This is a genomic window from Terriglobus roseus (genome assembly GCF_900102185.1).
Taxonomy (GTDB): Bacteria; Acidobacteriota; Terriglobia; order Terriglobales; family Acidobacteriaceae; genus Terriglobus; species Terriglobus roseus_A.
Window position 1 is genome coordinate 3,740,767 of record NZ_LT629690.1, and the last position, 24,121, is coordinate 3,764,887.

The 24,121-nt window shown below is 54.9% G+C and carries 14 protein-coding genes; 10 read left to right on the forward strand and 4 right to left on the reverse strand.

The genetic code is table 11. The features are described 5' to 3' along the window. Positions 1-725: 725 nt before the first annotated feature. The 8 genes from BLT38_RS15750 to BLT38_RS15785 all read left to right on the forward strand — a co-directional run bounded on the left by BLT38_RS15750 (position 726) and on the right by BLT38_RS15785 (position 15,110). On the forward strand, positions 726-1,019 hold the full coding sequence (locus tag BLT38_RS15750; protein ID WP_231966554.1) for a PadR family transcriptional regulator: 294 nt from the start codon (positions 726-728) through the stop codon (positions 1,017-1,019). A 2-nt stretch (positions 1,020-1,021) separates the two neighbouring features. After that, entirely contained in the window at positions 1,022-3,877 is a 2,856-nt protein-coding gene (locus BLT38_RS15755; RefSeq protein WP_083346039.1) for an ABC transporter permease, read from the forward strand. A 525-nt stretch (positions 3,878-4,402) separates the two neighbouring features. Continuing rightward, a complete protein-coding gene (locus tag BLT38_RS15760) occupies positions 4,403-5,518 on the forward strand; it encodes a substrate-binding domain-containing protein (protein WP_083346040.1) in 1,116 nt (371 codons plus the stop codon). Between the two features lie 166 nt (positions 5,519-5,684). Continuing rightward, a complete protein-coding gene (locus BLT38_RS15765) occupies positions 5,685-8,864 on the forward strand; it encodes a TonB-dependent receptor (protein ID WP_083346041.1) in 3,180 nt (1,059 codons plus the stop codon). A gap of 4 nt (positions 8,865-8,868) precedes the next feature. After that, positions 8,869-11,427 (forward strand): hypothetical protein, encoded by a 2,559-nt coding sequence (locus BLT38_RS15770; protein WP_083346042.1) that lies wholly within the window; start codon positions 8,869-8,871, stop codon positions 11,425-11,427. Between the two features lie 35 nt (positions 11,428-11,462). Then, a complete protein-coding gene (locus tag BLT38_RS15775) occupies positions 11,463-12,959 on the forward strand; it encodes an L-fucose/L-arabinose isomerase family protein (protein WP_083346043.1) in 1,497 nt (498 codons plus the stop codon). Next, on the forward strand, positions 12,956-14,194 hold the full coding sequence (locus BLT38_RS15780; protein ID WP_083346044.1) for an MFS transporter: 1,239 nt from the start codon (positions 12,956-12,958) through the stop codon (positions 14,192-14,194). The genes BLT38_RS15775 and BLT38_RS15780 overlap by 4 nt, the downstream gene beginning before the upstream one ends. Then, a complete protein-coding gene (locus BLT38_RS15785) occupies positions 14,175-15,110 on the forward strand; it encodes an alpha/beta hydrolase (protein ID WP_083346045.1) in 936 nt (311 codons plus the stop codon). Before BLT38_RS15780 ends, BLT38_RS15785 begins: the two co-directional genes overlap by 20 nt. Positions 15,111-15,227: 117 nt before the next feature. On the opposite strand, the gene BLT38_RS15790 is transcribed toward BLT38_RS15785, so the two are convergent. Genes BLT38_RS15790 through BLT38_RS15800 form a run of 3 tightly spaced genes read right to left on the reverse strand, consistent with a single transcriptional unit; the run spans position 15,228 to position 20,970 of the window. Beyond that, a complete protein-coding gene (locus BLT38_RS15790) occupies positions 15,228-16,637 on the reverse strand; it encodes a TolC family protein (RefSeq protein ID WP_231966555.1) in 1,410 nt (469 codons plus the stop codon). A 29-nt stretch (positions 16,638-16,666) separates the two neighbouring features. After that, positions 16,667-19,804, reverse strand: a complete 3,138-nt coding sequence (locus BLT38_RS15795) for an efflux RND transporter permease subunit (protein ID WP_083346047.1) — start codon at positions 19,802-19,804, stop codon at positions 16,667-16,669. After that, entirely contained in the window at positions 19,804-20,970 is a 1,167-nt protein-coding gene (locus BLT38_RS15800) for an efflux RND transporter periplasmic adaptor subunit (protein WP_083346048.1), read from the reverse strand. The genes BLT38_RS15795 and BLT38_RS15800 overlap by 1 nt, the downstream gene beginning before the upstream one ends. Before the next feature lie 308 nt (positions 20,971-21,278). Between BLT38_RS15800 and BLT38_RS15805 the strand changes: the two genes are divergently transcribed. Together BLT38_RS15805 and BLT38_RS15810 are read left to right on the forward strand one after the other, a co-directional pair. After that, positions 21,279-22,517, forward strand: coding sequence for an ATP-binding protein (locus BLT38_RS15805; protein WP_172838303.1), 1,239 nt, complete (start codon positions 21,279-21,281; stop codon positions 22,515-22,517). Further along, the gene (locus tag BLT38_RS15810; RefSeq protein WP_083346050.1) at positions 22,514-23,182 is read left to right on the forward strand and encodes a LuxR C-terminal-related transcriptional regulator; all 669 of its coding nucleotides are present in this window, start codon (positions 22,514-22,516) and stop codon (positions 23,180-23,182) included. The genes BLT38_RS15805 and BLT38_RS15810 overlap by 4 nt, the downstream gene beginning before the upstream one ends. A 472-nt stretch (positions 23,183-23,654) precedes the next feature. Here the strand turns inward: BLT38_RS15810 and BLT38_RS15815 are convergent, their stop codons facing one another. Then, a complete protein-coding gene (locus BLT38_RS15815; RefSeq protein ID WP_231966556.1) occupies positions 23,655-24,095 on the reverse strand; it encodes a cupin domain-containing protein in 441 nt (146 codons plus the stop codon). Positions 24,096-24,121: the final 26 nt, after the last annotated feature.

The following is a 24,121-nucleotide window of genomic DNA, read 5'->3' on the forward strand; positions in this document are numbered from 1 at the left end:
ATGGAAAACCAGCCCGCAGACTGATGCTTTCGAAAAGCATTCCAGTGCCTAGGCAAAAGCTTGTGAAGACCAGCATTCCGCACAAACGATAGATGCGTGCTCCATGCTCCAGTGCGAAAAGTGCAGGAGGAATCACATGAAAGACAACGATCATGAGGCTGGGAACTCATCCTGCAACAGCTGAAGGATCCTGCCTATCAGGTACACCAGAAGCAACGTCTATAGAGAGAATCGGTTCTGATAGCTCCGCATAACGGCTCAGAGGTTCAGGTGGATTCTACGTAACCTTAGAGCGTTCCTCACTACGATTAGAGGCCGTTTGTTGCGCAGCGGACTAGTACTCTCATAAGCCGGCTTTTCGTCACCTCTCAGTATCTTCACCTGCGCTGCAACTCTCCACTAGGCGAGTGGTATATCGCGAACAGCGGAACAGTCCCTGAAGCATTTGATTGAGCAGCTGCCTGTGGATGGCCAGATCAATCAGAATTTCCCTCGACTGGCTAGATAGTGACGAACGAATGCAATCGTCGTGCTTCCTTAACCGGCTGGTGATGTCGAGTACTTCCAAGTCAGGGGTACGAACGGGAGTTTCAATCGAATTCGCTAGCCAGGGCACCGAACCTCGTCCCGTAATTTCCACTTGACATTCAAGTGAATAAGACGCTTTACTTGAATTCCAAGTGAAGAAGACGCCCATTCCGATATTGCAAGGCACACTAGATCTGATGATTCTCCGCACTTTGGCTACGATGGGGCCTCAGCACGCGTACGGAATCGCCAGCCGGATTGAACAAGTTTCAGGGGACCAGTTAAACCTGAACCAAGGCACCATTTATCCGGCCCTTATCCGATTGGAACAGCACGGATGGACACAAGCTTCCTGGGGAACGACGGAGAACAACCGCGAAGCAAAGTACTACGCCATCACGAAAGCAGGATTGAAAGGGCTTAAAGAAGAGACGAATCGCTGGCGTCAGATGTCGAGTGTGGTCGAAAAGCTGTTGGCCGAGGAGCAATAATCGTGTCGCGTTTAAGACGAAACTTTGCGAAGTTAAACAGTCTCTTCCGCAACAACCGCGTAGAAGAAGAGCTTGCACGTGAAGTGACGTCCCATCTCACACTGCTCTCAGACGATTTCGAACGCCGCGGTATGTCGCCTGAAGAAGCTCAATTGGCCGCGAAGCGAGCCTACGGCGGTGTCGAGCAGGCAAAGCAGGCGCATCGCGACGAACGATCCCTGCTTTGGATCGAGCACGCGATACAGGATCTGCGTTATGCGCTGCGTATGCTGGGAAGATCGCCGGGCTTTGCGGCTGTAGCGATTCTTACACTGGCGCTTGGCATCGGTGCCAACTCCGCGATCTTCAGTGTCATTAATGCGGTGTTGCTACGGGCTTTGCCGGGTGAAGACTCGCAGCGCCTGGTGGTGCTTAGTTGGAATTCACATCAAGAGCCGAAGCTGAATGGACACAGCAAATATGGGGATTGCGACGACGATAACCACACTAGGGATTGCGCATTTTCCGTGCCGTTTTATAAGGCCCTCCGTAGCCACACGACAACATTCTCCGGCTTGGCTGCGTTTGCGGGTCCTTTTGAGGTCGGCTTCAGTGGCAATGGGGCTGCAAATATTGCGCGCGGCGAATATGTCTCTGGCGATTACTTCTCGACCGTCGGCGTGAAGACAGTTGAAGGGCGGCCATTGAGTCCTGCAGATGATGCTCCTTCCGCCTCGCCGGCAATTGTGCTGGACTACGGCTACTGGCAGCGCGCGTTTGGCGCCGATCCTTCTGCCGTGGGCCGCACTATCCGTCTCAACAACGTGGATGTCGCCATCGTGGGCGTTGCCGAGCGGAGCTTCACCAGCCTGACGCCAGGCAAGAGCCAGGACTTCTTTATGCCCTTATCACTCGCAATGCGCGTACAAGGCGAGCAGTGGCGGACACAGGATCGACTATCTGATCCTGCAAGTTGGTGGGTGGTTCTGGTTGGCCGGCTGAAGCCGGGTGTTTCTCTCGAACAGGCACAGGCTGAGACAACCACGCTCTTTCACATCGAGGTACTGCACTCGGCCAAGCCGATCTTCAGTGCGGGTGATACGCCCTCTCTTCGACTCTTGCCAGCGCGTGAGGCTTTGAACGGAGCGAGCAGCGAAATTGCCCCCATGCTCGAACTCATCATGGCTGCGGTGGGCTTTATCCTACTCATCGCCTGCGCCAACGTGGCCGGCTTAATTCTGGCTCGCTCTGCCAACCGCCAAAAGGAATTGGCTATGCGACAGGCACTGGGCGCCGGGCGCGCGCGGATTGTGCGTCAGCTTCTTACCGAGGGCCTGGTGTTGGCAATCACTGGCGGCGGGCTCGGCATCCTGGTTGCTGTCTGGGGCGTACATGCACTCACCAGCTTGATCTCGAGCGGCCTCAATAGTCCCTTTCCGTTTGTCATCGCTCTCGACTGGCGTGTGCTTGCGTTCACCAGCTGCGCTGCCCTCGCCACAGGCGTCGTGTGTGGTCTTGTCCCCAGCTTCCTCAGCGTACGCGCTGACCTTACTCCATCGATCAGGGAGACTGCACCGTCCACCTCCGGTGGCGCATCTCAAGGCGGCTGGCGTTTCCGGTCAGGCGACGCATTGGTTGTCGCGCAGGTGGCACTCTCGGTAGTGGTCTTGGTCGGCGCGGGATTGCTGGTGCGTACCCTACATAAGCTGCAAACGCTCGACCCCGGTTTCGATACGCAAAACGTTCTGCTCTTTGGTATCAACCCGAGCCTGGCAGGATACAAAGACCGCCAAACGGTCGATCTCTACCGACAGTTGCAGGAGAGGTTCGAAGCAGTGCCCGGAGTGATGTCGGCCAGTTATTCCGAGGACGCACTCTTGAGTGGAAGCTGGTCGGCCAGCGACGTGCATCTCGATGGTGCGCCTCCCAAGACGAATGCCAACACCGCCACACTACGAGTCGGGCCGGATTTCTTCCGGACGATGCAGATCCCCATAATTGCCGGCCGCTTATTTACGCCAGCTGACTTTGCGTCGGCAGAGGCGACGAACGGAGTGATTAAGGCGGCGAAACAGGTTGTCGCATCTGATAGTCCCAAGGCCGCGAACCCAACCGGCGAACCGCAGACGGCTCCCGAGCCTATTCTCATCAACCAAGCGTTTGCCAGGAAGTATTTCCCCAATCAGAATTCTATAGGCCTGCATGTAGGCAATAGACAAGGTGATGAGCCGTCAACTGGTCCGCAGCCGGGCTATCTCATCGTCGGCATAGTCGGAAACACTAAATACTCTCGTTTGCGGAGAGAGATCATGCCCACCATGTTTCTGCCTTTGGTGGGCAACAGTGCTCACTTCGAGTTGCGTACCTCCGGCGACCCCGTGGCATTGGTAAAACAGGTGCGCGCCATCGTCGCACAGGCCGATAACAACCTGCCCCTCTTCGATGTGCGCACCCAGTCACAACAGATCGAGCAAGCTCTCTATCAGGAGCGCCTCATGTCGCGCCTGTCGAGCTTTTTTGCATTCCTGGCTTTGATATTGGCGTGCATTGGTCTGTATGGATTGCTCTCTTACGAAGTAGCGCGACGCACCCGCGAGATGGGAATACGCATGGCTCTTGGCGCGCAAAGAGGCGCATTGATGCGGCTGGTGGTGCGGCGCGGACTTCTTCTGGCGATGGCCGGCGCAGTCATTGGCACGGGCGCGGCTCTGGCAGTGACACGCCTCATGTCCGCGATCCTTTATGACGTGCGCCCTTATGACCCCGCGACCCTTGCGGGGGTGTGCATTCTGCTTGTGATGGTGGCGCTAGTTGCGTGCTTGGTTCCTGCTCGGCGCGCCATGTCCATCGACCCCATGGTCGCGCTGCGCAATGAGTGATAGTTCAGGAGACATTGAAGGGTTTGCAGATTCTGTAGGATGCACACCGCAACTCAAATGGTTCAGGAAACAGACACCAAAATCACGATGTCAGCGTGGAAACACGGCATGCAGATATCGACTGCCCACGTGGCGAACGCCGGGGCGGCAAGGTGCAGCGGGAGTCTCTCCCATCCTTAGAGCAGCAAAGCGGAACGGATAGGACGAAGCGCAGTGGAGGTCTGCACAAGCGCAAGCGCGGAAGACTGGGGATACCCCTTGCGAAGCGCTAGGGCTGAGCCCACAGCAAAGTTGGCTTCCGCATCGGTGCGCAAACTCGCACATGAACTTCAGGAAGGGCGATCCTCAAGACGATTGCATCTCGACGACCGTTCGGGCGCTTCCACCTGCGCCTAGGATTCTTCGAAAAGGCATCGAAGAATCGCATGTAATGCGCGAATCCATCCGACTTGTACGGACAATCCACAAAGTCGATTCCAAGGAAACCAACGGAGTAAACACATCCCCTGTGGCTAAAATGATTTGATGGCGGGGTCGAAGACGCGACATTACGGTTCCGGAACCTTCGATAAAGGACTGGATGTCCTTGAAAGCTTGGAACGCGCTCCGGAGCCGCTGCGGATTCATGACATCGCGCAGCTAACTAGCCTTGACCGGGCTGCTGTTTTCCGCCTCTTGTGTACGCTCGAGGACCGCGGATATATCGAGCGTCTGGCGGACAAACGTTACCGAGCAAAGAATCGCAAGCGGATGCCACGCGTTAGTTACATCGCGCCGCTCACAGGAAATCCCTTTCGTGAAGAAGTCACCAGGAGCCTGCAGCGTGCGGCCGCCAACAGTGGCTTGCAGTTGGAACTTGTCGATACTGGTGACATCGAACTTCCACGCGATCAGATCGACGCCGTACTGCGCTCCGGTGCAGAAGCGGTAATCCTTTTCCAACGTCGTGGCTCACTCGCGCACTTACTCGCCGATCGTTTTCTTCAAGAGCAAATCCCGCTCATCAGTGTAGAAACACCTATAGCGGGTGCTCTCTATTTTGGAGGCAATAACTATCGCGCAGGTCTGCTCGCCGGTGAAGCTTTGGGCACATTTGCACGCAGACAATGGCAGGGGAACTTCGACAAGCTGGTCCTCCTCGAGTCTTCACTTTCTGCAGCGGCGACAATGGCACGTCTTACCGGAACAGTCGAGGGACTAAACACCACGCTCAACATTGATGCGTCTACGCGCGTGATTCATGTGGATGGTCTTGCCTCCGTTGAGACCAGCAGAGCTGCATGCCTGCGCGTATTAAAGTCGCTGCCGCGCAGGAGCAAGGTACTCATCTCGTGTTTCAACGACCTTAGCGCCATGGGAGCGGTGCAAGCGGCGCGAGCGTTAGGAATTGCAGATCAGGTTGCCATCGTCGGTCAGAACGGTACAGCCGAAGCACGAGCTGAACTGGCACTTACCTCGAGCCCGCTCATCGCAACCGTGGCTTATTTCCCCGAACGCTACGGTGAAGAACTTCTCAAATTAGCAGCTACAGTTATTGCCCACCAGAAAACTCCGCTGGCAGTCTACGTCGACCACATCCTTTTGAATCGCACCAATCTCAGGCGTTACTATCCTCGTGCTTCTGCTTCCTCATTGAAGTAGTTGGCCGTCTTTGCAGGCCGACACAATATTCAATATGTGAACAATGATGCACAAAATGCAGCCACAGTGACGACTTGTTCTTGACAGTGGATTAATGCAACAAGCATTAATGGGTTCCGCCAACATATACACACATATGTTCACTATGTGAATAGGCGAGGTGACCATGAATCCCAGGCATTTCCGCTCCTCCCAAGTCCTGCTTGCACTGCCACTCGTAGCGCCTTTCATATTGCCTTGCTCGTTACTCGGACAGGGCTCTCAGGGCCAGGTCAATGGCCGGGTTGCTGATCCCACGGGCGCATCCGTTGCTGGGGCAACTGTACAGCTGATGAACGTTGCTACGGCTCAAGTGAAAGAGACAACCACCAACGCCGAGGGTTACTACAGCTTTCCCGCTCTGCTACCGAGTGAATACAGGCTCAGTGTCAGTATGGCCGGCTTCAAGACCATCGAATCACGAATCACTTTGGACGTGAATCAGACACTCAAGGATGATGTGTCGCTCCAGATCGGCGAGACGACCAGCAAGGTCGAAGTGCAGGCAACAGCTCCTCTGGTTCAAAGTGAGACGTCATCGACTGGCCAAATCATCACAGGGCAGCAGGTGTTGCAGATGCCCTTGAATGGTCGCAATGTATTCGCTCTGAGCCTGTTAGTACCCGGCGCATCAGAGAATCCAGGGGCGCAAAGCACCTTCAGCATCAACGGTGCACGCGGCAATCAGACCTCTGTATTGCTCGACGGTGTGGACGCCCGCCTCTTTCAAAACGGCCGTCCTGCCATTACTCCGTCGGTTGATGCAGTGCAGGAATTCAAGATTCAACAGAATGCCAACTCTGCCGCATACGGCGATGGTCTTGCCATCATCAACACGGCAATCCGATCAGGCAGCAATAGCATTCATGGTGATGTGTGGGAGTTTCTTCGCAACAATATCCTTGATGCCAAGCCGTATTTCAGCAAGACGACACCCGTACTGAAACGCAATCAGTTTGGCTTTACTCTCGGCGGCCCTCTCTGGAAAGATCACACGTTCGCATTTGGAAGCTATGAGGGACTCCGTGTTCGTCAAGCACAAACGCTCTATGCGCTCATTCCCACACCTGCTCAGCTGGCCGGGAACTTCTCAGGAAGCGCACAGATCTACGACCCGTTTATTCTCACCGCTGGTGCTCGCACCCCCTACGCGAACAATCAAATTCCAGCGAACGAAATCTCAAAGATAGGCAAAGCGGCGGCTTCACTCTATCCCGCGCCCAATCTGACCGGCGTTGCTGGCTATAACTACGTGGCATCCAGTTCCCTACCTGATGATGCCAACCAGTTCAACATCCGCGTCGATCATCAGATCAGCAAATCTGACAACATCTTCGGACGCTTCAGCAACACATCAGAAAATGCACAGAGCTACAACTTTCCTCTGCCCTACAGCGGCACCGTCAACAGTTACAAGGGCAAACAGGCCATTCTGCATGAAACGCATATCTTCAACCCGAATCTACTCAACGAAGCAGCATTCGGCTGGACTTATGGCCTCTTCTCATTGCAACTCATTCTTGCGGACCATGACGTTGCCACCCAGGATTTTGGCTTAACCAATCTCAAGATCCCCACATTTGAACAAGGCGCACCAATCCTGAGTGTGCAGGGCTATTCCTCCATGGGATCGCCTATCAACGTGCCCACTGGTGGTTACGAGAATAACTATCAGTTCAATGACGATCTGACTTGGATACGTGGTGCGCACACGATGCGTTTCGGTTTTGAGGCGCGTCAGTATCGACCTGCGCAGTACGACCCTGCAACGCCGAACGGCAATCTCTCCTTCGACGGGCGCTTCACAGGTAGTGATGCAACGCATACGGGGAATCCAGTTGCCGACCTCATCCTTGGTATTCCCTATACCGCGACGGTGACACAACTTGTCACCTCAAACGGCCTGGTGGTGCTTCGATGGAATCAGTATCAAACATATGTTCAGGACGACTGGAAGATAGCCCGAAACCTTACCCTGAACCTCGGTCTTCGCTATGAGTACAACCAGCCGTTCCGGGAAGTACACAACCAGGCAAATGTCTGGGACCGTGGCTGCAACTGTTTCCTCACTCCCGGTAATGGCATTGATGGGCTGATCAAGCCAGATCGCAACAACTTCGCACCACGTCTGGGTTTTGCCTATAGCATCACGCCGCGTACTGTCATCCGTGGTGGCTCAGGCATCTACTACGGATTCATTCGCGGATCGGAGCTCTCATCGGGTTATGGATTGAATCCGCCTTTCCTCGCGAGCACAACGGTCAACTCTGCTTCCTCAACTCCGACCCTCACGGGAGGCATCTTCGGACCGGCATCACCCGCGGTCACCCCAACTTCCAACATCTTCTCGGTCGACCACAATCTTCCTGACAACTACACGTATCAGTACAACCTCACGGTCCAACGCCAGTTAACTGACACGTTCGCGGTTCAAGCCGCTTATGTCGGCTCGTCCGCACACAAGCTCACTGGACGTGACCTAATCAATCAGGCTCGCGTCGACGCGAATCCTGCGAACCCAACGTCCATCGCTTCACGCAGACCATTCGCCGGCGCGGCAGACATCAGCATCACACGCGCAATCGATCAAGCGAACTACAATGCGCTACAGGTCACAGCAGAGAAACGAATGTCTCACGGCATCTCCGCACTGGCAGCGTACACCTATTCGAAAGCGATGGGCATTGCAGAGGCGGGCGACCAGTCCGCCATCGGCAATGAGTATGTGCCACGCCACCGCTACTACGGTCCGACGGTTTACAGCCAGCCGCACCGACTGACCATCAGTCCCACAGTCGAACTTCCCATTGGCCGCAATCGCGCCTTCCTGAATAGCGCTCCAGTCATCGTGGACAAGCTGATCAGTGGTTGGAGTGGTAACGGCATCCTCACCTTTTTCAAGGGTGAATTCATTTCACCCACCTCGAACATCAGCGCAAACGTCGGCCGAGTTGATCGTAACTTCCCCAACTGCATCGGGAATCCAAATCTCTCTGGAAGCCAACGCACCATCACTCGCTGGTTCGATACATCCAAGATTGTCTCGCAGCCGTTCGGAACATTCGGTAACTGCGCCACCGGAGTCATTCAAGTGCCAGGCGAAAACAATGTCGATCTTTCTGCTGTGAAGAACACCGTCTTCCATGATCGCTATCGGGTGGAGTTTCGTGCAGAGTTTTTCAACGCCTTCAATCACCCCAGCTTCGGAAATCCAAATACGACTGTCGGATCACCATCGTTTGGTGTAATCACCAGCACACGAACAAACAACCGTCAGATTCAGTTCGGTCTGAAGGCATACTGGTAGGCCCATGAAAAATCCAACTCGACGTGACATCTTCCGCTACGTCGCTGCTTCGACCGTGGTCAGTGCAGCAGGTCGCTCCATCGAGGCTCAGCACGGAGCCGACTTGGCGTCTCTACGCGACGTACCGTGGCCGCAAGAGCCGAATCTTGAGAACACAGCGTTTGATCGCGTGACGCTCGAGATGAGTCTCAAACCATTTCGACAGACCGATCAGGCATATGTCGAAGCGGTCTGCCAGGATCTTTTCCATCAGTGGCTGCCATTGATACGGCGAGTGAATGCGGTCGCAGTCATGCTGTGGTCTGCCGATGGCAGCGAGATCCTCGACTACCGCGGGCGCAGTACAGACGAGTTTGAGTGGGCCAAGTGGATTGGCATCGGCAACCGTCCCGAGGCTGCACCGGGAGATGATCCTGACCGCAAGGGTTTGCACTCGGTGCCGCATCTCTACATCGATAATCCACCCGTCATGACATATGGCGTACTCGGACGCATCGTTGCCACGCTCAAACGTATCGGAACCGCTGTCACTGGCAAACCAGTCACGGTGGGAGCCACCTTTGATCCAGGACCCGAGTTCGCGAAGTCATCCTTCAAATACACGCGCCATCCTGAAATCGCGAATGACAACACAATGGGGCACAGCACATTCGTGACCTGCGTAACACATCTTCACGCTGATAAGGTTTCGTACGCTGCCTTTCCAAATGGCATCACGGAAGGCATGAGCCTAGGCACCTTTCTTGGCGGCCAGGCTCAGCATTTCCTCTCAGATCTTGGCTTCGACTATCTCTGGCTTTCCAACGGCTTCGGTTTTTCAGTAAGCCCTTGGGCGGTAAAGGGACCGCTCTTTGATGGCACGAAGTTCGATGTGCATGCAGCACCCGCGCTGCGGGATGCCATCCTCGGCTTCTGGAAAGACTTCCGTAAGCAATGCCCAAAGTTCCCTCTGGAAACGCGAGGCACGAATCTCCTGCTCGGCAGCGACCTCGCCACGAATGCTTGCCCGCTACAGCAGATTTACGATGGCGGCTTCAACATGGTCGCACCTCCCAATTCACCATGGGCCGCCATCGACGGCGATTTCGGACTTGAACTCGTGGGTTATCTCTCTCGCATTGCAGAGCTACCGCCGGATGGCCGCTTCCCTTTCCGCTTCTATGTCCACGATCCCTGGTGGCTCAATAGTCCTTGGTTTGATCGCTACGGACGGGAGCCACACGATATCAATCTTCCACTTGCAGTGGCACGCATCAATGGCAATGCAGACATCACACGTCCAGCATTCTTCGAGATGCTTACCGTAGACAACAGCTACGGGCGCATGCCGGAACAAGCTGCGAATGAAGTGACGCCTCATGTGCTTGGTGCAGTCGATGACTTCTCCGACGCTCCGGGATTACTCACATGGATCTGTCCCTTCCGTGAATATCACGACATGGTTTTCGGCGAGGCGCCCAATCCTCAACTCCCGTTCTTTGCCGATTGGTATCTTCGCGGTGCCGTGAATACAGGGCTTCCTCTCAACTCTGTCGTCTCCACGACAAATTACCTGTCGACGCTTCGCCAAAACCACGCGTTCTTCGATGAAACCGTCTTGCTGACTCTTGTTCCAACTGCAGGCTCACTCTTGGAGGAAGCCTTACTGGATCGCGCACGCCGTGGTCTTCCGGTGCTCTTCTACGGCCCTGTAACACATGCCAGTAAGACGATGCTCGATTACCTCGGGCTCGCCCTGTCCGATGGAATTGATGGCGAGTTGGCGCTGCAGAGCAGCCTCCATCTGGATGATGTGCAACATGGCGCGCAGGCCATGCGTTTCCAACATCGCAGCCTTACGAATGCTGGCAACATCAATACGGTCGCTCAGTCAGGCACAACGGTGCTTGCAACCGTCAGCGCAAACGGGAAGGAACGGGCCTACGCTGTACAACATGGCAACAGTGCCTGGATTCGCGGCACCTTCTGTTCGCGCATTCCTGAGAACGCCTCGGCCCGCATTCCTATACCGGATGATCCTGCCACATCATTCCAAGCGGAGGCGCTTGCCCGCGCAGTGCTTGCGAAGCTTGGTGTCTCTATTGTGGTGAGCAAGACTTCTCCAGAAACGCGGTTGCCCGTCATCTTTGGCGCACGCTGCCGCAACGGCTACTTCTTCTCTGGCTATGCGCCTTCCACAACATCAAGCGTACGTCTCCGTCTCTCTATGGGCGCTCCACTGTTTGTCGGTCGCGAAGCATGGCTTGAAGACGGACATGCTGTCTACACATTGCCACGTGCTTGGCATCATGAGGCGCGTGTCTTCGTTCAAACACAGCAGGCGGGGGAAGTTTCATGCGTCGAGTACTACGCAGGCATGACTGGTTTCCGACGCAGGACTCTAATCAAAGGGCTCAAAGATGCGACCGTAACCTTCCTTCCTGAAGATGATGGCCGTGTCATCTTTCAGGCCAACGACATGCGACTCCATGTGGAACAAAACTCCGTCCCCGTAACCCGCAGCGAGAACGGGCGCAGGCTTACAGTCCATGGGATCACCGGCTCCCTCTTCATTTCCTGGTAACCCGCTAAGACGCATAACAACAAAGGAGCTTGAACATGAATCCCCAGTTTGCAGAGACTAAGAGCCCCGAAACAGCAGCGGCTGCCAAGGTACGTAAGAAGCACACACGCGCGCGCATTGGTGTTTTCAATGTTGGTTTTCATCGCTACTGGCCACAATTTCCCGGGTTGCGCGAAGAGCTTGCTGGCTATCGTGACGAGTTCGAAGAGCGACTCCGCAAGATGGATGTTGAAGTGATCTCAGGCGGCCTTGTAGACACGGTAGAAAGCGGCCGTGTTGCGGGAGACCTTTTTGCATCCCAGAATGTGGACCTGATCGTATGCTTCGTGACCACCTATGTACAGAGCGCGTTCGTGGTTCCCGTCGCACAACGCGGCAAGGCACACATGCTCTTGGTGGGGCTTCAGCCTACGGCCGGCATGGACGTGAAAAAGGTAACTACGCATGTGCAGCTGGCGCACGATAACTGCACATCGCTGCCAGAGATCATGTATGCGTTGCGACGTTGCGGGCTGCGCGCGGATAGTGTCTTCGGCACCTTGCACGATGACCCTCGCTCCGAACGCATGATTGAAGACTGGGTCTACGCGGCAAAAGCTGTGCACACCTTGAAGAATGCACGTATTGGTCTATTAGGTCACCCGTTTGAAGGCATGCTTGATATGAACGTCGATCCAACCTCTTTCACGGTTGCGTTCGGCATGCACGTCGACATGATTGAAATGGGCGATCTTGCGAAGCGTGTGGACGAAGCCACCGAAGCCGAAATCGAAGGCATGACGGAACGTATCCGGGCATTCTTCACTTTCCCAGAACCCGGTTCTGATTCAGCAATCGCTGGCAGAGTGACACCAGAAGCCATGCGTGACTCCGCGCGTGTCGCGGTTGGTCTTGAGAAGCTCGTGGCCGACTACAAACTCGACGGCCTCTCTCACTACTATCGCGGCCTGCCTAATAATCAGGACGAGTTCCTCATCGCGAACATCATTGTTGGCGCCTCACTACTAACCGCCCAAGGTATTCCGGTAGCGGGTGAAGGTGATCTGAAGAACTGCACAGCGATGCTCATCATGGATCGCCTGGAGGCAGGCGGATCGTTCTGTGAATTGCATCCCGCAGATTTTCGTGAGGACTTCGTCTTCATCGGCCATGATGGCCCTGGCCACATCGGCATCAGCGACGAACAGCCAGCACTGCGTGGTCTCAGCCTGTACCACGGTAAATTCGGCCACGGCGTCTCAGTGGAGTTCAAGGTGAAGAATGGGCCCATCACAATTACCGGTCTTACCGTACGAGAAGATGGTCGCTTTGCATTCATCGTCGCGGAAGGAGCATCGCTCCCTGGGGGCATCCCAGAAACCGGCAATACCAATACGCGTGGAAAGTTCGCTCCGGACATGCCAACTTTCGTGGAGAATTGGACGGACGCTGGTGTAACCCATCACTTCGCACTTGGCATCGGAAATCAGATCGACAGACTTAAAAAGATTGCACGCATCCTCGACTTGGAGATTCAGATCGTCGCGCAATGATGAAACGGAAACGATTCCCGTGGTTCACCGTCGGCATGCTATTCATGGCGACAGCGCTCAGCTTTCTGGATCGACAGGTGCTGTCGATACTTGCGCCTAGTATCCTTGCGAACTTCGGGATAACCAACACTACGTATTCGCATATCGTGTTTGCGTTTCAATTGAGCTACACGGTCATGGCAGCGTTCGGCGGCTACATGATAGACCGTCTGGGAGTGAAGCTTGGTCTCACGCTTTCTCTCGGTATTTGGTCGGCAGCCTCGGCAGCGCATGCATTCGTTCGAAACGGCGCTCAACTTGCAATTGCACGCTTTGCACTTGGTTTCGGTGAGGGGGCATGCTTTCCTGCAGCGACGCGCGGAGCCGTGGAATACTCCGCTCCGGAAGACCGATCCTTTGCAACTGGGATCGCCATCGGTGGATCAGCACTTGGAGCGGTTCTTACACCACCACTGACTGTGCTGCTGGCCGTCCGTTACGGCTGGCGTGGAGCCTTCCTTATTTCCGGCCTGCTCGGTATTTTGTGGTGTGCAGTCTGGATCATCTTCGTTAAACCCGCTCCACGGAGTACACACAGCAGCACAGCATCGAGTTACAGCGAACTGTTAAAGCAACCCGGTCTTCTGTGGTTCCTGCTCGCACGCTTTGTCTTCGATCCGGTCTTCTACTTCTACATGTTTTGGATCCCTCAGTTCCTTTCCAAGGAACGTGGGTTGCCATTGCAAACCATAGGCAACCTCTTCTGGATTCCATTCCTCATGTTGAGCGTTAGTCAGATTTTCAGTGGAAGATTGACAGACGTTCTTTCCAAAACAATGGGTTCTGTAACAGCAAAGCGCCGGATGTTGTTGATTGCGGCAGCAATGACACCCGTGTCGTGGTGTGCCGGATTGGTAGGCAGCATCCCTGCAGCCATCGGGTGCATGAGCCTCCTGTTGTTTGCACATGGCATCTGGATCACCAACTACCTTTCGCTTGTGACAGACTTACTTCCCGCTGAAAACAATGCATCCATTGTTGGTCTGACCGGTATGGTGGGTGGCATATCGGGCATGATCTCGACCCTCATTATCGGCCCTACTGTAGACCGCTTTTCGTTTGCGCCTGTCTTCGCGGTCTCGGGTGTCGTATACCCGTGCGCGTACGTCTGCGTAACGCTCGCCATCCGCTCGGCCGACCGCGCGAAATCGCTTTCCTTAACAGGAGTACCGATACATGCCGATCAATCGTCGTAGCTTCGAGATATGGGCAGCTTTCAGCTTCCTCCTCTTATTGTTCAATACAGCATTCGCGCAAGAACCCACCTTCCCATCAGAGGAAGGCATGCGCGCGGCTTTTCAGTTGCGCGCACGCTACGCCATGACGCCTAACATCACGTACCTGCTAGCAAGTGGTGTGGACCTGAAGCTTGATCTCTATCAGCGCATCGATACAGATAAACCCATGCCAACCCTCATTTTCATCCATGGCGGTGGATGGATTGGACTCAACAAGGAGTACTCTATCGGCGCCTTCATGCCTTGGGTGATGATGGGCTGGAACGTTGTGAATGTCGAATATCGCATGGCGCATGTTGCACTCGCGCCCGCCGCCGTCGAAGACTGCCTTTGTGCACTTCGCTGGGTTGCACAACATGCGAAGGACAAACACTTCGATCTATCGAGACTGGTCATTGCTGGAGAATCGGCAGGCGGTCACCTCGCACTTACCACGGGCCTTATCCAGGAATCAGCAGGGCTTGATCGCGAGTGCCCAGGCATGCCGCTCCCACGTGTAGCTGCCGTCGTTAGCTGGTTTGGCGTAGGCGACATGGAAAAGTTGCTACATCAAGATAACTTGCCGCCGGGCCGCGATGACGCGATTACATGGTTCGGCAGTATGCCCAACCGCGAAGCGATGGCGCGCCTCGTCTCGCCCATTCACTATGTTCGAAAAGACGGTCCGGCTGTCTTCCTTATCGCTGGGAACGAAGATCCCATCCTCGACTTTCACCAGAGTGTTGACATGGATGCTGCATTGAAAAGAGTCGGTGAACCATCTGAGCTGATGATCATCAATCACGGCCTTCATGGCCACTTCACACCGGAGCAACAGATCACTATCTACTCGAAACTTCGCGCATTTCTGAAATCGAATCACGTTGAGCCTTAACCGCACGCTTTCCATCCCATTTCACTATCCGCAAGGGATATGGGCCAGCTGACTCCAGGATCAGCCGCTGTGCGATCTAATCAGGCGCAAAGACAGAACCGTGTATCGATGTACCAGTTACGGGGCGAGTTCCATCCCCGTTGCGGCGCTTAGCGCATGAACGGACATCCAGCTCTGCGAGTATGCATTCAGCGCATCGCTGGTGGAAGAGCGAGCATCGCGCAGTGCATCCAGATAATCGATCAGTGCTAAACCTCCGTGTTCAAATGCATAACGGGCGACAGATAGGACGTCGGCAGACTCATCGAGGTAGTGGTCACTGAAGCGATTCGAAATATTCAGTGCGTGAAGATAGCCAATCCAGGCCTGGTTCACATCAGAGGCGATCTGGTTGCGCGTCGCCTGTTCCGTCAAGCGAGCCGCCTGGGCCTGATAGCGGGCGGTGTCTTTGTTTCCCTGATTGCGATCGAAGATCCGCAATGGGATATTGACATTGAAGCCGGCAGAGTTGTCTGTACCGTTGCGATCGTATTCGGCTTCGACCGTGGGATCGGTAGTTCCGTTTGCTACAGCCAGCTTCACGGACGCATCAGCAGCCTGCACCCCTGCTTCCGCGGCTCGGAGATCCGGACGCTGCTGGAGTGCTGTTGCGGTCAGAGTTTCACGCGACTGAGAAATGGGAATCGGGACAATCGGACCGGTCACATCGAAATCCGGTGAAGACGTACCGATGCCCATCAAATTCTGCAAATGGTCCGAGGCTTGTTCCAACGTAATCTCGGTAGTCTGTTCATCTAGTTCAAAGGAACCCAACTGCATATCGAGACGTTCGTAGTCGAGCTTTCCGAGATCACCTGCTAAAAAACGATCGTGTCCGAGCTGCACTTCGTGACGGAAATCCGCAAGCTGTGCACGCGATATTTCCAGTGCAGCTTTCGCAATCAGCATTGTGGTGAACGCCTGGCGAACAGCGAGCTCTGTCTGTCGTACCGTGTCCTGAAGCTGCGCTTCTGTTTGCGCAGTAGTTGCACGAGCATTCTCAACTCGGTATTCACGTTTGTTTCCGCGCTCGAATAACCGTGACACCTGCACCGCATAAAAATACGGGTTGTTCCCCGTGGATGGGACGGTGACATTCGACGCCGAAACTCCAAGGTATGGATTGGCCCTTACGGCTGCTTGGATCTCCTGTGCACGCACGCCTCGAAGGTTCTGTTCCGCAGCTGCCAATGTGGGATTGTGCAGTCGCGCGGCATCCAATACCTGTCGCAGGGTCATCGCTCCCGGCTTTGCCGCAGGCAGCTTCCGCGGATCGGCCCCCGATGGTGCTGCTGCGGCATAGCTTGCCGGCGTTTGGGCCACTTCCAGTGGTGACTGTGAGGGATGTGAGGCATCGGTACCGACGCTTTGACCCAATACGGTTCCAGCGTTAGTTCCCCCCGTTGCACCTCCCGTGGTGTTGCCTGCTCCGGAAGCACCGCCAACCTGTGCGGTGCAGAAAGGAGTCAGGAGTAATGTACCTGCCAATGCGATTTCTTGGATTGCATAACGATTTCTCAATGTGCGAACTCCTCATCAGTCGTCGGCAGCCGGTCTTCCTTTCGGGCGAGCCACACATACAACGTGGGCAATAGGAAGACGTTGATGATCAGCGCGCCGACGAGCCCGCCGACAATTACGATTGCGAACGGGCGTTGCGAATCTGAACCGATGCCATGCGACAGCGCTGCTGGCAATAAACCCAGCGTAGCCACCAGCATCGTCATGAGAATGGGACGAAGCCGCAGTACAGCTCCCTCGATCGCCGCTTTCTCTGGCGAACTACCGTTCGAGCGTAGCTGGTTCATGTACTCGAGCATGATGATGCCGGTCTGCACCGAAACACCGAACAACGCAAGGAAACCGACACCCGAGGAAACTGAGAAGTGCGTACCAGTGATAAGCAGAGCCAACAGACCACCAATGGGGGCCATTGAAAGGTTGACGAGAATCAAAGAAGCCCACTTAGCAGAATTGAACATCGTGTAAAGGATGATGAAGATGAGCAGGAGCGTGATCGGCAGCACGATAAGCAGGCGGCGCGACGAGCGTTTCTGGCTTTCGTATTCGCCCGCCCAGTCGAGCTTGTAGCCAGGTGGCATCGTGACCTGAGCGTTCACTTTACGAATCGCCTCTTCCACTGTCGATCCGAGGTCGCGATCGCGAACAGAGTACTTAATCGCTACATAGCGAAGCCCATTCTCGCGATAGATCTCTTCTGCACCATCGGTCGTCTGCAGCTTCGTGACCTGCGCCAAAGAGACGCGTTCTCCGGAAGGTGAAACGAGACGAATATCGTTGATCGCTTCTGGTGTCGAACGATAGGGACCCGCATATCGTGTCGTCACGTCGTAACGAGCTTCTCCATCCAGCACCGTTGTGACTGCGCTGCCACCTACGGCAGTTTCGATAGCATCCTGGATATCCGAGACATTGAGTCCGAAACGCGCAGCAGCATCACGATCAACCACAAAATTCAGATTGGGTTGGCCTATGACACGGAATAGTCCTAGATCGTGAATGCCGCGTACCGTTCCCATCACGCGCAGGATCTCGTTTGCTTTGGCCTCGAGATCCTTCAGATCGGTACCGTAGAGTTTGACCGCAAGCTCTCCCTTCACGCCGCTTACAGCTTCTTCCACGTTGTCTGAAATAGGCTGCGAAAAGTTCCAAATCACGCCCGGCAACTCATCAAGCTGCCGATTCATGGCCGTGATGAGTTCATCCTTATCCTGGTGAAAGACAGGCCGCCACTGCTCCTTGGGCTTCAGATCAACGTAATACTCCGTGTTAAAGAAACCGGTTGTATCGGTACCATCATCCGGACGTCCGATCTGGCTCACGACCTGCAAGACTTCAGGAAACGATGCCAGCTTGATTCGAGTGCGATTCGCAACGGCAAGACTCTCCGATGGGCCTGTCGACGGCGCCAGTGTGCCACGAACCCATATAGCACCTTCATCAAGGTGCGGAAGAAACTCCGATCCAATGACCCCGCTCGCCACGAGGCCGAGCGATGTGAGCAACGCAGCAGCAGCGACGCTGAATGTGATCGCACGATGTTCGATCGCCCACTGTACAGCCCAACGATATCGCCCCGTCAGCCAGACAAGAACGGGATTCTCCCACTCGGAAGTACCTTTACGGAAGAAGAAGCTGGCGAGCATGGGAGCCACCAGCATGGAGAAAATCAAAGCGCCGAGCAGAGCAAATGCGACCGTCCAACTCATCGGTTTGAACAGACGTCCTTCTACCGACTGCAGAGTAAAGATCGGGAGATAGGTCGTGATGATAATGCCGATGGCATAAAACACCGGCCTCTGCACTTCATGTGCTGCCAGACGGATCTGCTCACGCACCGTGAGATCTTCGCGACGCGCGTGGCTGAGATGTCGGACGATGTTCTCGATCATTACCACAGCGCCATCAACAACCATGCCGAAGTCGAGCGCACCAAGCGATAGAAGATTTGCGGGGATTTGGCGTAGATCAAGACAAATCGACGCAAACAGTAGCGAGAATGGGATCGTGAGGGCAACGATCAACGCGCCACGCAGATTCCCGAGGAATAGAAACAGGATGATGACGACGAGGACGATGCCTTCCGTGAGGTTGTGCAGAACTGTGTGCGTTGTAAGATGCAACAGATTCGATCGATCGAGGAACGGAACAAGTTGTACCCCCTTGGGAAGTACACGCGAATTCAGCTCGTCTACCTTTGCGTGGATGCCCTCCAACGTGACGTCGGAGTTCGCGCCCTTTTGCAGTAAGGCAAGACCTTCCACGGCGTCGGGATTATCGGCTAGTTTCCCGTCTCCTCGTCGTATCGTCTGACCGATCTGACCAAGGCGAATCTTCGGGCCTTGCGAAACCGTTGCAATGTCACGGATACGGAGGGCGGTTCCGTTCTGCGCCTTGATGGAAGTGTTCCCGATGTCGTCGACGGTGCGATAGAGCCCAACCTCCCGTACGTTAATTTGTTGCGATCCCTGTTCGATGAAGCTGCCGCCGGCATTCGTGTTGTTCGCAGCAAGTGCCTGTTTCACCTGAGCGATGTTCAACCCGTACGATACGAGTTTCTCTGGGTCCACAACCACGTGGTACTCACGCGTTGGGCCGCCGAAGCTCGATACATCCACGACTCCTGGAACGGTGCGAAGATTTTTCTCGAGCGTCCAATCCTCGAGGCTTTTCAACGCCATGGTGTCATAGCTGGGGTTGGTACTCTGCAATGTGTACCAGTAGATCTGGCCTACAGGACTCCAGTCTGTTCCTATCTGTGGCTGCAGGTTGTTTGGGAGCGTCACCTGCGTCAACCGTTCAACGACCTTCTCTCGATTCCAGTCGTTGACACTGTCGTCATCGAAGATCATGGTGACACTGGAGAGTCCAGCAAGTGATGTGGACCGCAAATGTGTCATATGCGGAATGCCGGCAAACCCTATCTCCAGAGGAACTGTTACCTGTTGCTCCACCTCTTCGGCTGCACGACCAGGCCATTGCGTGATGACCGTGACATAGTTGTTTGCGACATCGGGATACGCTTCAACCGGCAGGTTGTGGAATGAAATGATGCCCCAACCAAATAAGAGAATGGCAACGGTCGCAACGATGAAGGGGTTATCCAGCGCGAAATCGACGAGTTTCCGAATCATTACTGCGCCGCCGTGTTCTGCAACTCAAGAGCATTCGAAACGACGTGCGCTCCGGCTCCGAGGCCGGAAGCCACCTCCACCGACCCATTCGAAAGTGTCTGCGATACACGCACCGAAGTACGGTGATAGGTATTGTTCGCATTGGTCGGCACGAAGACGTAGTCCCGATCGTGCAGGTGGAGGATGGCGGCTCCGGGGATGATGACTGCAGGATGCGCTTTCTGCCCGTGAAAGGTCGCCGTCGCGAACATACCAATGCGCAACAGGTTGTTCGGATTGTTCACCTGGATGCGGACCTTCGCTGTGCGGATGGAAGGATCGAGAATGGCCCCAATGTCCGAAACCGTGCCTGCGTGCGACTTCTCCGGAAAAGCATTCAGGCGAATGTCGGCTAGTTCGCCTAGATGCACAGTCGAAAGGTCATTCTCGTAAACGTCGCAAATGACCCATACATAAGATAGATCGGCGATCGTGAGTGAGCCTGCAATACCCGCGAGGTTGATACCAGCGGCACCGGCGGTGGTGGTGTTTTGTGCCACGACGATGCCCGCGATAGGAGCGTAAACCTTGACGGTGTCGCCCGGATGGTCCTTGTCCACGCCAAGTATGCGGAGCTGCTGTTCTGCCGCACGCTGTGCAGCGCGAGCATCATCATCCGCGTTCTGAGCAACGTCAAGTTGGCTCTTGGCAATCGCTCCCTTATCGAAGAGCAGCTTGTCACGAGTCAGCGTTGTGTTTGTCAGATCCGCATTCGACAACGCGGTTTGATAGCTCTGGAAAGCTTGCGTCACATCGGGTGACTGTACTTCCATCACAAGCTGGCCCTTACGGACGGTATCGCCCAGACCTACGTGCAACGCGACGACCCTGCCGTTTGCGATGGAGAGCACCGGTACCTCACGCGAGACGTCAGGCTGAACGGTGCCAGTAACGTTAAGGGTGTCGTACACCGACTGCTGCTGGGCTGCGACTAGCGGAAAACGCGCTGCATCCGCGACCTGCACAGTATCGTCAGTACCGGCACTGACCACTTGAGGTGTGTTCGGCGGATCTTCCGCCGCCTCAGAAGTATTGGCTTTGTGGCAGCCATTCAGGGCGCAGAAGAGGCCTGCAATCGCGAGAGCAGTGCTGAGGCGCCGAGCCTGCTCTGTGAGCGTGAAGTTCATCTTCGTAGACGTGTTTCCTTGGTTGGACACAGCTTCAGGATGCCAGCTAAAGCGTGGTGATCGAAGCGAATACGGACGTATCTTCCGATATGAGGAGCTATCTTTTGATCACTTGCAGATGCACCGCTCCTGAGACTGAGCGATGATCTATAGCTGTGCAAACATGGCTCACTCTCCGGTCCCATCCATGGGCAACCACCGCCGTTGCGGTTGGGTTGATCTGCGTCATTGGACCTTTGGATTTCGTACTGCCGCACGGCATTCCCTTGCTCCTTGCCTATCTCCTACCGATTGCGTTGATAGGTACAGTGAGCTCGCGAGTCGGCATTCTGTTGGCGGCGTCCGTTTGCACAGCAGTATCGGAAGCTACCGATGCATACGTCTGGAACGTGCGCGAGGGCATCGCGCGTGATTTGGTCACTCTCATCGCATTCGCGGCGGTTGGGCTTTATGTAAGAGAATTTGTAACCAAACAGGAAACAGAGCGGCTGCACGTTCAAGCACTCAGCGATGAGAATGCTGCACGTATCGAGGCTGAAGAGCAGCTAACTCTTCTTATCGGTAACTCAGCCCTTTCTATCCTCACGATGAGCGACGATGGCTCCGTTTTGCAGGCAAACATTGCAGCCCAACGTATGTTCTCGGGCAAGGATGAAGATACGCAAATTGTAGGGCTCAAGATTGACACACTTCTCCCATCCTTAGGTCGCGTGATGGCACGTTCCGCGGAAGGACGAAACATGAGGACGATGATGCAGGCGCAGGGAGTTCGATTTGATGGCGAACCCTTCCTGAGCGAAGTATGGTTCTCAAATTACTCCACAAGCCTCGGCAGACGAACAGCAGCCATGGTCGTGGATATCTCTGAAGAATTTCGCAACCGAGAGGAGTCTGTCACCGAACAGCTACTCAACAACTCACGCCTCGCAGTTGGCGCGATGGCGCATGAAATGCGCAACGTAGTGGGTGCGATCCAGTTGGTGATGCAATCGCTCGCGTCGGACTCGCCCGTGTTTGTCCAGAGTACGAATATGGTTGCGATGAGAGAGCTTGTCTCAACCCTTGAAACTATGGCTTCAAGTCAACTTTCCTACGTCAAACGAAATGCCGCACAAATCTCGCTAAATCAATTCCTATCCGAACTGTATGTTGTCGCACGCGCCATCCTTTCGGAATACGACATCGAGTTGCTTTGGGACGTTCCTCAAAATCATCCTTCTGTGTGGGCTGATACCGAAGGTCTTATGCAAGTCTTCTTGAACTTGCTACGCAATTCTCGCTCAGCGCTCTTACATACGACGAATGCGCGCGTTCGTATTCAAAGCCGCGTTGTAGAAGATCGTGTAGAGATCACTTGTTCGGACAATGGTCCTGGTGTAGCAGATCCCGCAAAACTCTTTCGCCCATTCCAATCGTCACGACCCGTGACAGGTCTCGGGCTATATCTGTCACGGGCCATTCTAAACAGCTTCCGCGGAGAACTACGCTTCGTTCCGAAAGAAGAAGGGGCCGAATTCGTTGTGGAACTTGAGGTGGTGCAGGCATGAACCCCATTTCGCGAGTCGTCAGAATCGTGCTCATCGATGATCATGTCCTTTTTCGTGAAGGCCTGCGTAGCGTTCTGGAAGGCAACGATGCTTTCAGCATAGTCGGAACTGCGTCTACGCTGCCCGATGCATTGGAGCTTTGCGCGAAAGGACCTAGCTTCGATCTGGCACTTATCGATTATCAGTTGCACACAGATGACAACACCGCGAACGGTCTTGAGGTTCTTCGAACACTTCGCGCTAGCCGCCCCGAAGCCAACGCCATAGTGCTGACTGGCGGGCTACCGACAGATACTTTGCTCGAGATTCTGAAGCAACATCGAGCAGGTGTCTTCCTCAAGACAGAGCCCGTCTCGGAACTCCTGATAGCAATCGAGAAGACCTTACGTGGTGAAGTTGCTATCTCCGCGAAAGCAGCAGAAGCGTTGTTGCAAGCAACAGAACTGGGCAACACCGCCGCTGCACCCGCGTCCTTCAGTGAGCGCGATCTCCTTGTTTTGCGGCTAATCACGGAGGGTCTCGCGAACAAAGAGATCGCCATACATCTGAACACCTCTGAGAGCAACGTTAAGGCGATCCTCCAACGTCTTTTTGAGAAGACGGGTGTTCGATCCCGCTCCCAGCTCGTTCGCTATGTCTTCGAATTCAATTTGGAGCTTTCTTGAGACCGAAAAGGTCAGTAAGGGAGCACATACGGCGCTGCCGGCGTCGCCAACGCATTCGATCGAATCTCCTGCTGGCGATCTTCTTTGGAATTCCCTTGTTTCTGTTGGTCGTAACGATACTCTTTCGCTTCCTTGAGAGACCTCGATAGTATGTTGAGCCAGCCACAGCTGTAGCTACATGGAGCTGCCTGCATCCCAGGGTTGAACGGAATTGGAGACTCCCCGCCTGCAACAAGGCGATATGTCTTTGCCGGGCACGTTCGCGTTAGGCACAAAAAGATGCAAGCGAATTTGAAATCAGAACTTAGTCCTGCAAGGCACACCAACAGAGCCGAAGGGAGATTAAGGAGTTAATGCAGCCGATATGGACGGCTTCTTTTAGATCTTCTCGGGTCAATTCTGCGGGACCTCGCCATCGACGGTGGCTGGCAAAACCTCCATATGCGCAAACGGTAGGCGTAACGTCGCCCTACTACTTCTGATCTCCACCGATCGCGATCACCATATACTTCGCGGGCGTGTCCCCCACGTTGCGAACCGTATGCATCGTCCCATAGGCCACGTAGATCACGCTGCCAGGCTCGGCCTTCTCCGAAACGCCATCATGTTCAAAGAGCAGCGTTCCTTCGCGCACCAGGATGAATTCTGAGTGCTGAATGGTATGCGGTGGATTCGGCTTGGCTCCGACCGGCTGCGTGGACTCATGGATCGAGACCGGCTCTCCGGTGGCCAATGCTGCATGCAGAATGTCACGGCTCTGCCCACCGTTCGCCATCGTGCGCACGCTGCCCTGTTCCGGCGTAAACACCCGCGCCTTCGCCAGCTCTCCCGTACCCATCGTAGGCGCTGCAGAACTTTGCCCAAGACCCATACCGCACCCCATCAGCAAACAAGCCACTGCAAGATATTTCATGGCGCCCATCGTACGCCGTTCGCTGA

Coding starts and splice junctions, on each gene's coding strand:
- BLT38_RS15750 (WP_231966554.1), top strand. CDS start 726: ATGATTCTCCGCACTTTGGCTACGATGGGGCCTCAGCACGCGTACGGA.
- BLT38_RS15760 (WP_083346040.1), top strand. CDS start 4,403: ATGGCGGGGTCGAAGACGCGACATTACGGTTCCGGAACCTTCGATAAA.
- BLT38_RS15765 (WP_083346041.1), top strand. CDS start 5,685: ATGAATCCCAGGCATTTCCGCTCCTCCCAAGTCCTGCTTGCACTGCCA.
- BLT38_RS15770 (WP_083346042.1), top strand. CDS start 8,869: ATGAAAAATCCAACTCGACGTGACATCTTCCGCTACGTCGCTGCTTCG.
- BLT38_RS15775 (WP_083346043.1), top strand. CDS start 11,463: ATGAATCCCCAGTTTGCAGAGACTAAGAGCCCCGAAACAGCAGCGGCT.
- BLT38_RS15780 (WP_083346044.1), top strand. CDS start 12,956: ATGATGAAACGGAAACGATTCCCGTGGTTCACCGTCGGCATGCTATTC.
- BLT38_RS15785 (WP_083346045.1), top strand. CDS start 14,175: ATGCCGATCAATCGTCGTAGCTTCGAGATATGGGCAGCTTTCAGCTTC.
- BLT38_RS15795 (WP_083346047.1), bottom strand. CDS start 19,804: ATGATTCGGAAACTCGTCGATTTCGCGCTGGATAACCCCTTCATCGTT.
- BLT38_RS15800 (WP_083346048.1), bottom strand. CDS start 20,970: ATGAACTTCACGCTCACAGAGCAGGCTCGGCGCCTCAGCACTGCTCTC.
- BLT38_RS15810 (WP_083346050.1), top strand. CDS start 22,514: ATGAACCCCATTTCGCGAGTCGTCAGAATCGTGCTCATCGATGATCAT.
- BLT38_RS15815 (WP_231966556.1), bottom strand. CDS start 24,095: ATGAAATATCTTGCAGTGGCTTGTTTGCTGATGGGGTGCGGTATGGGT.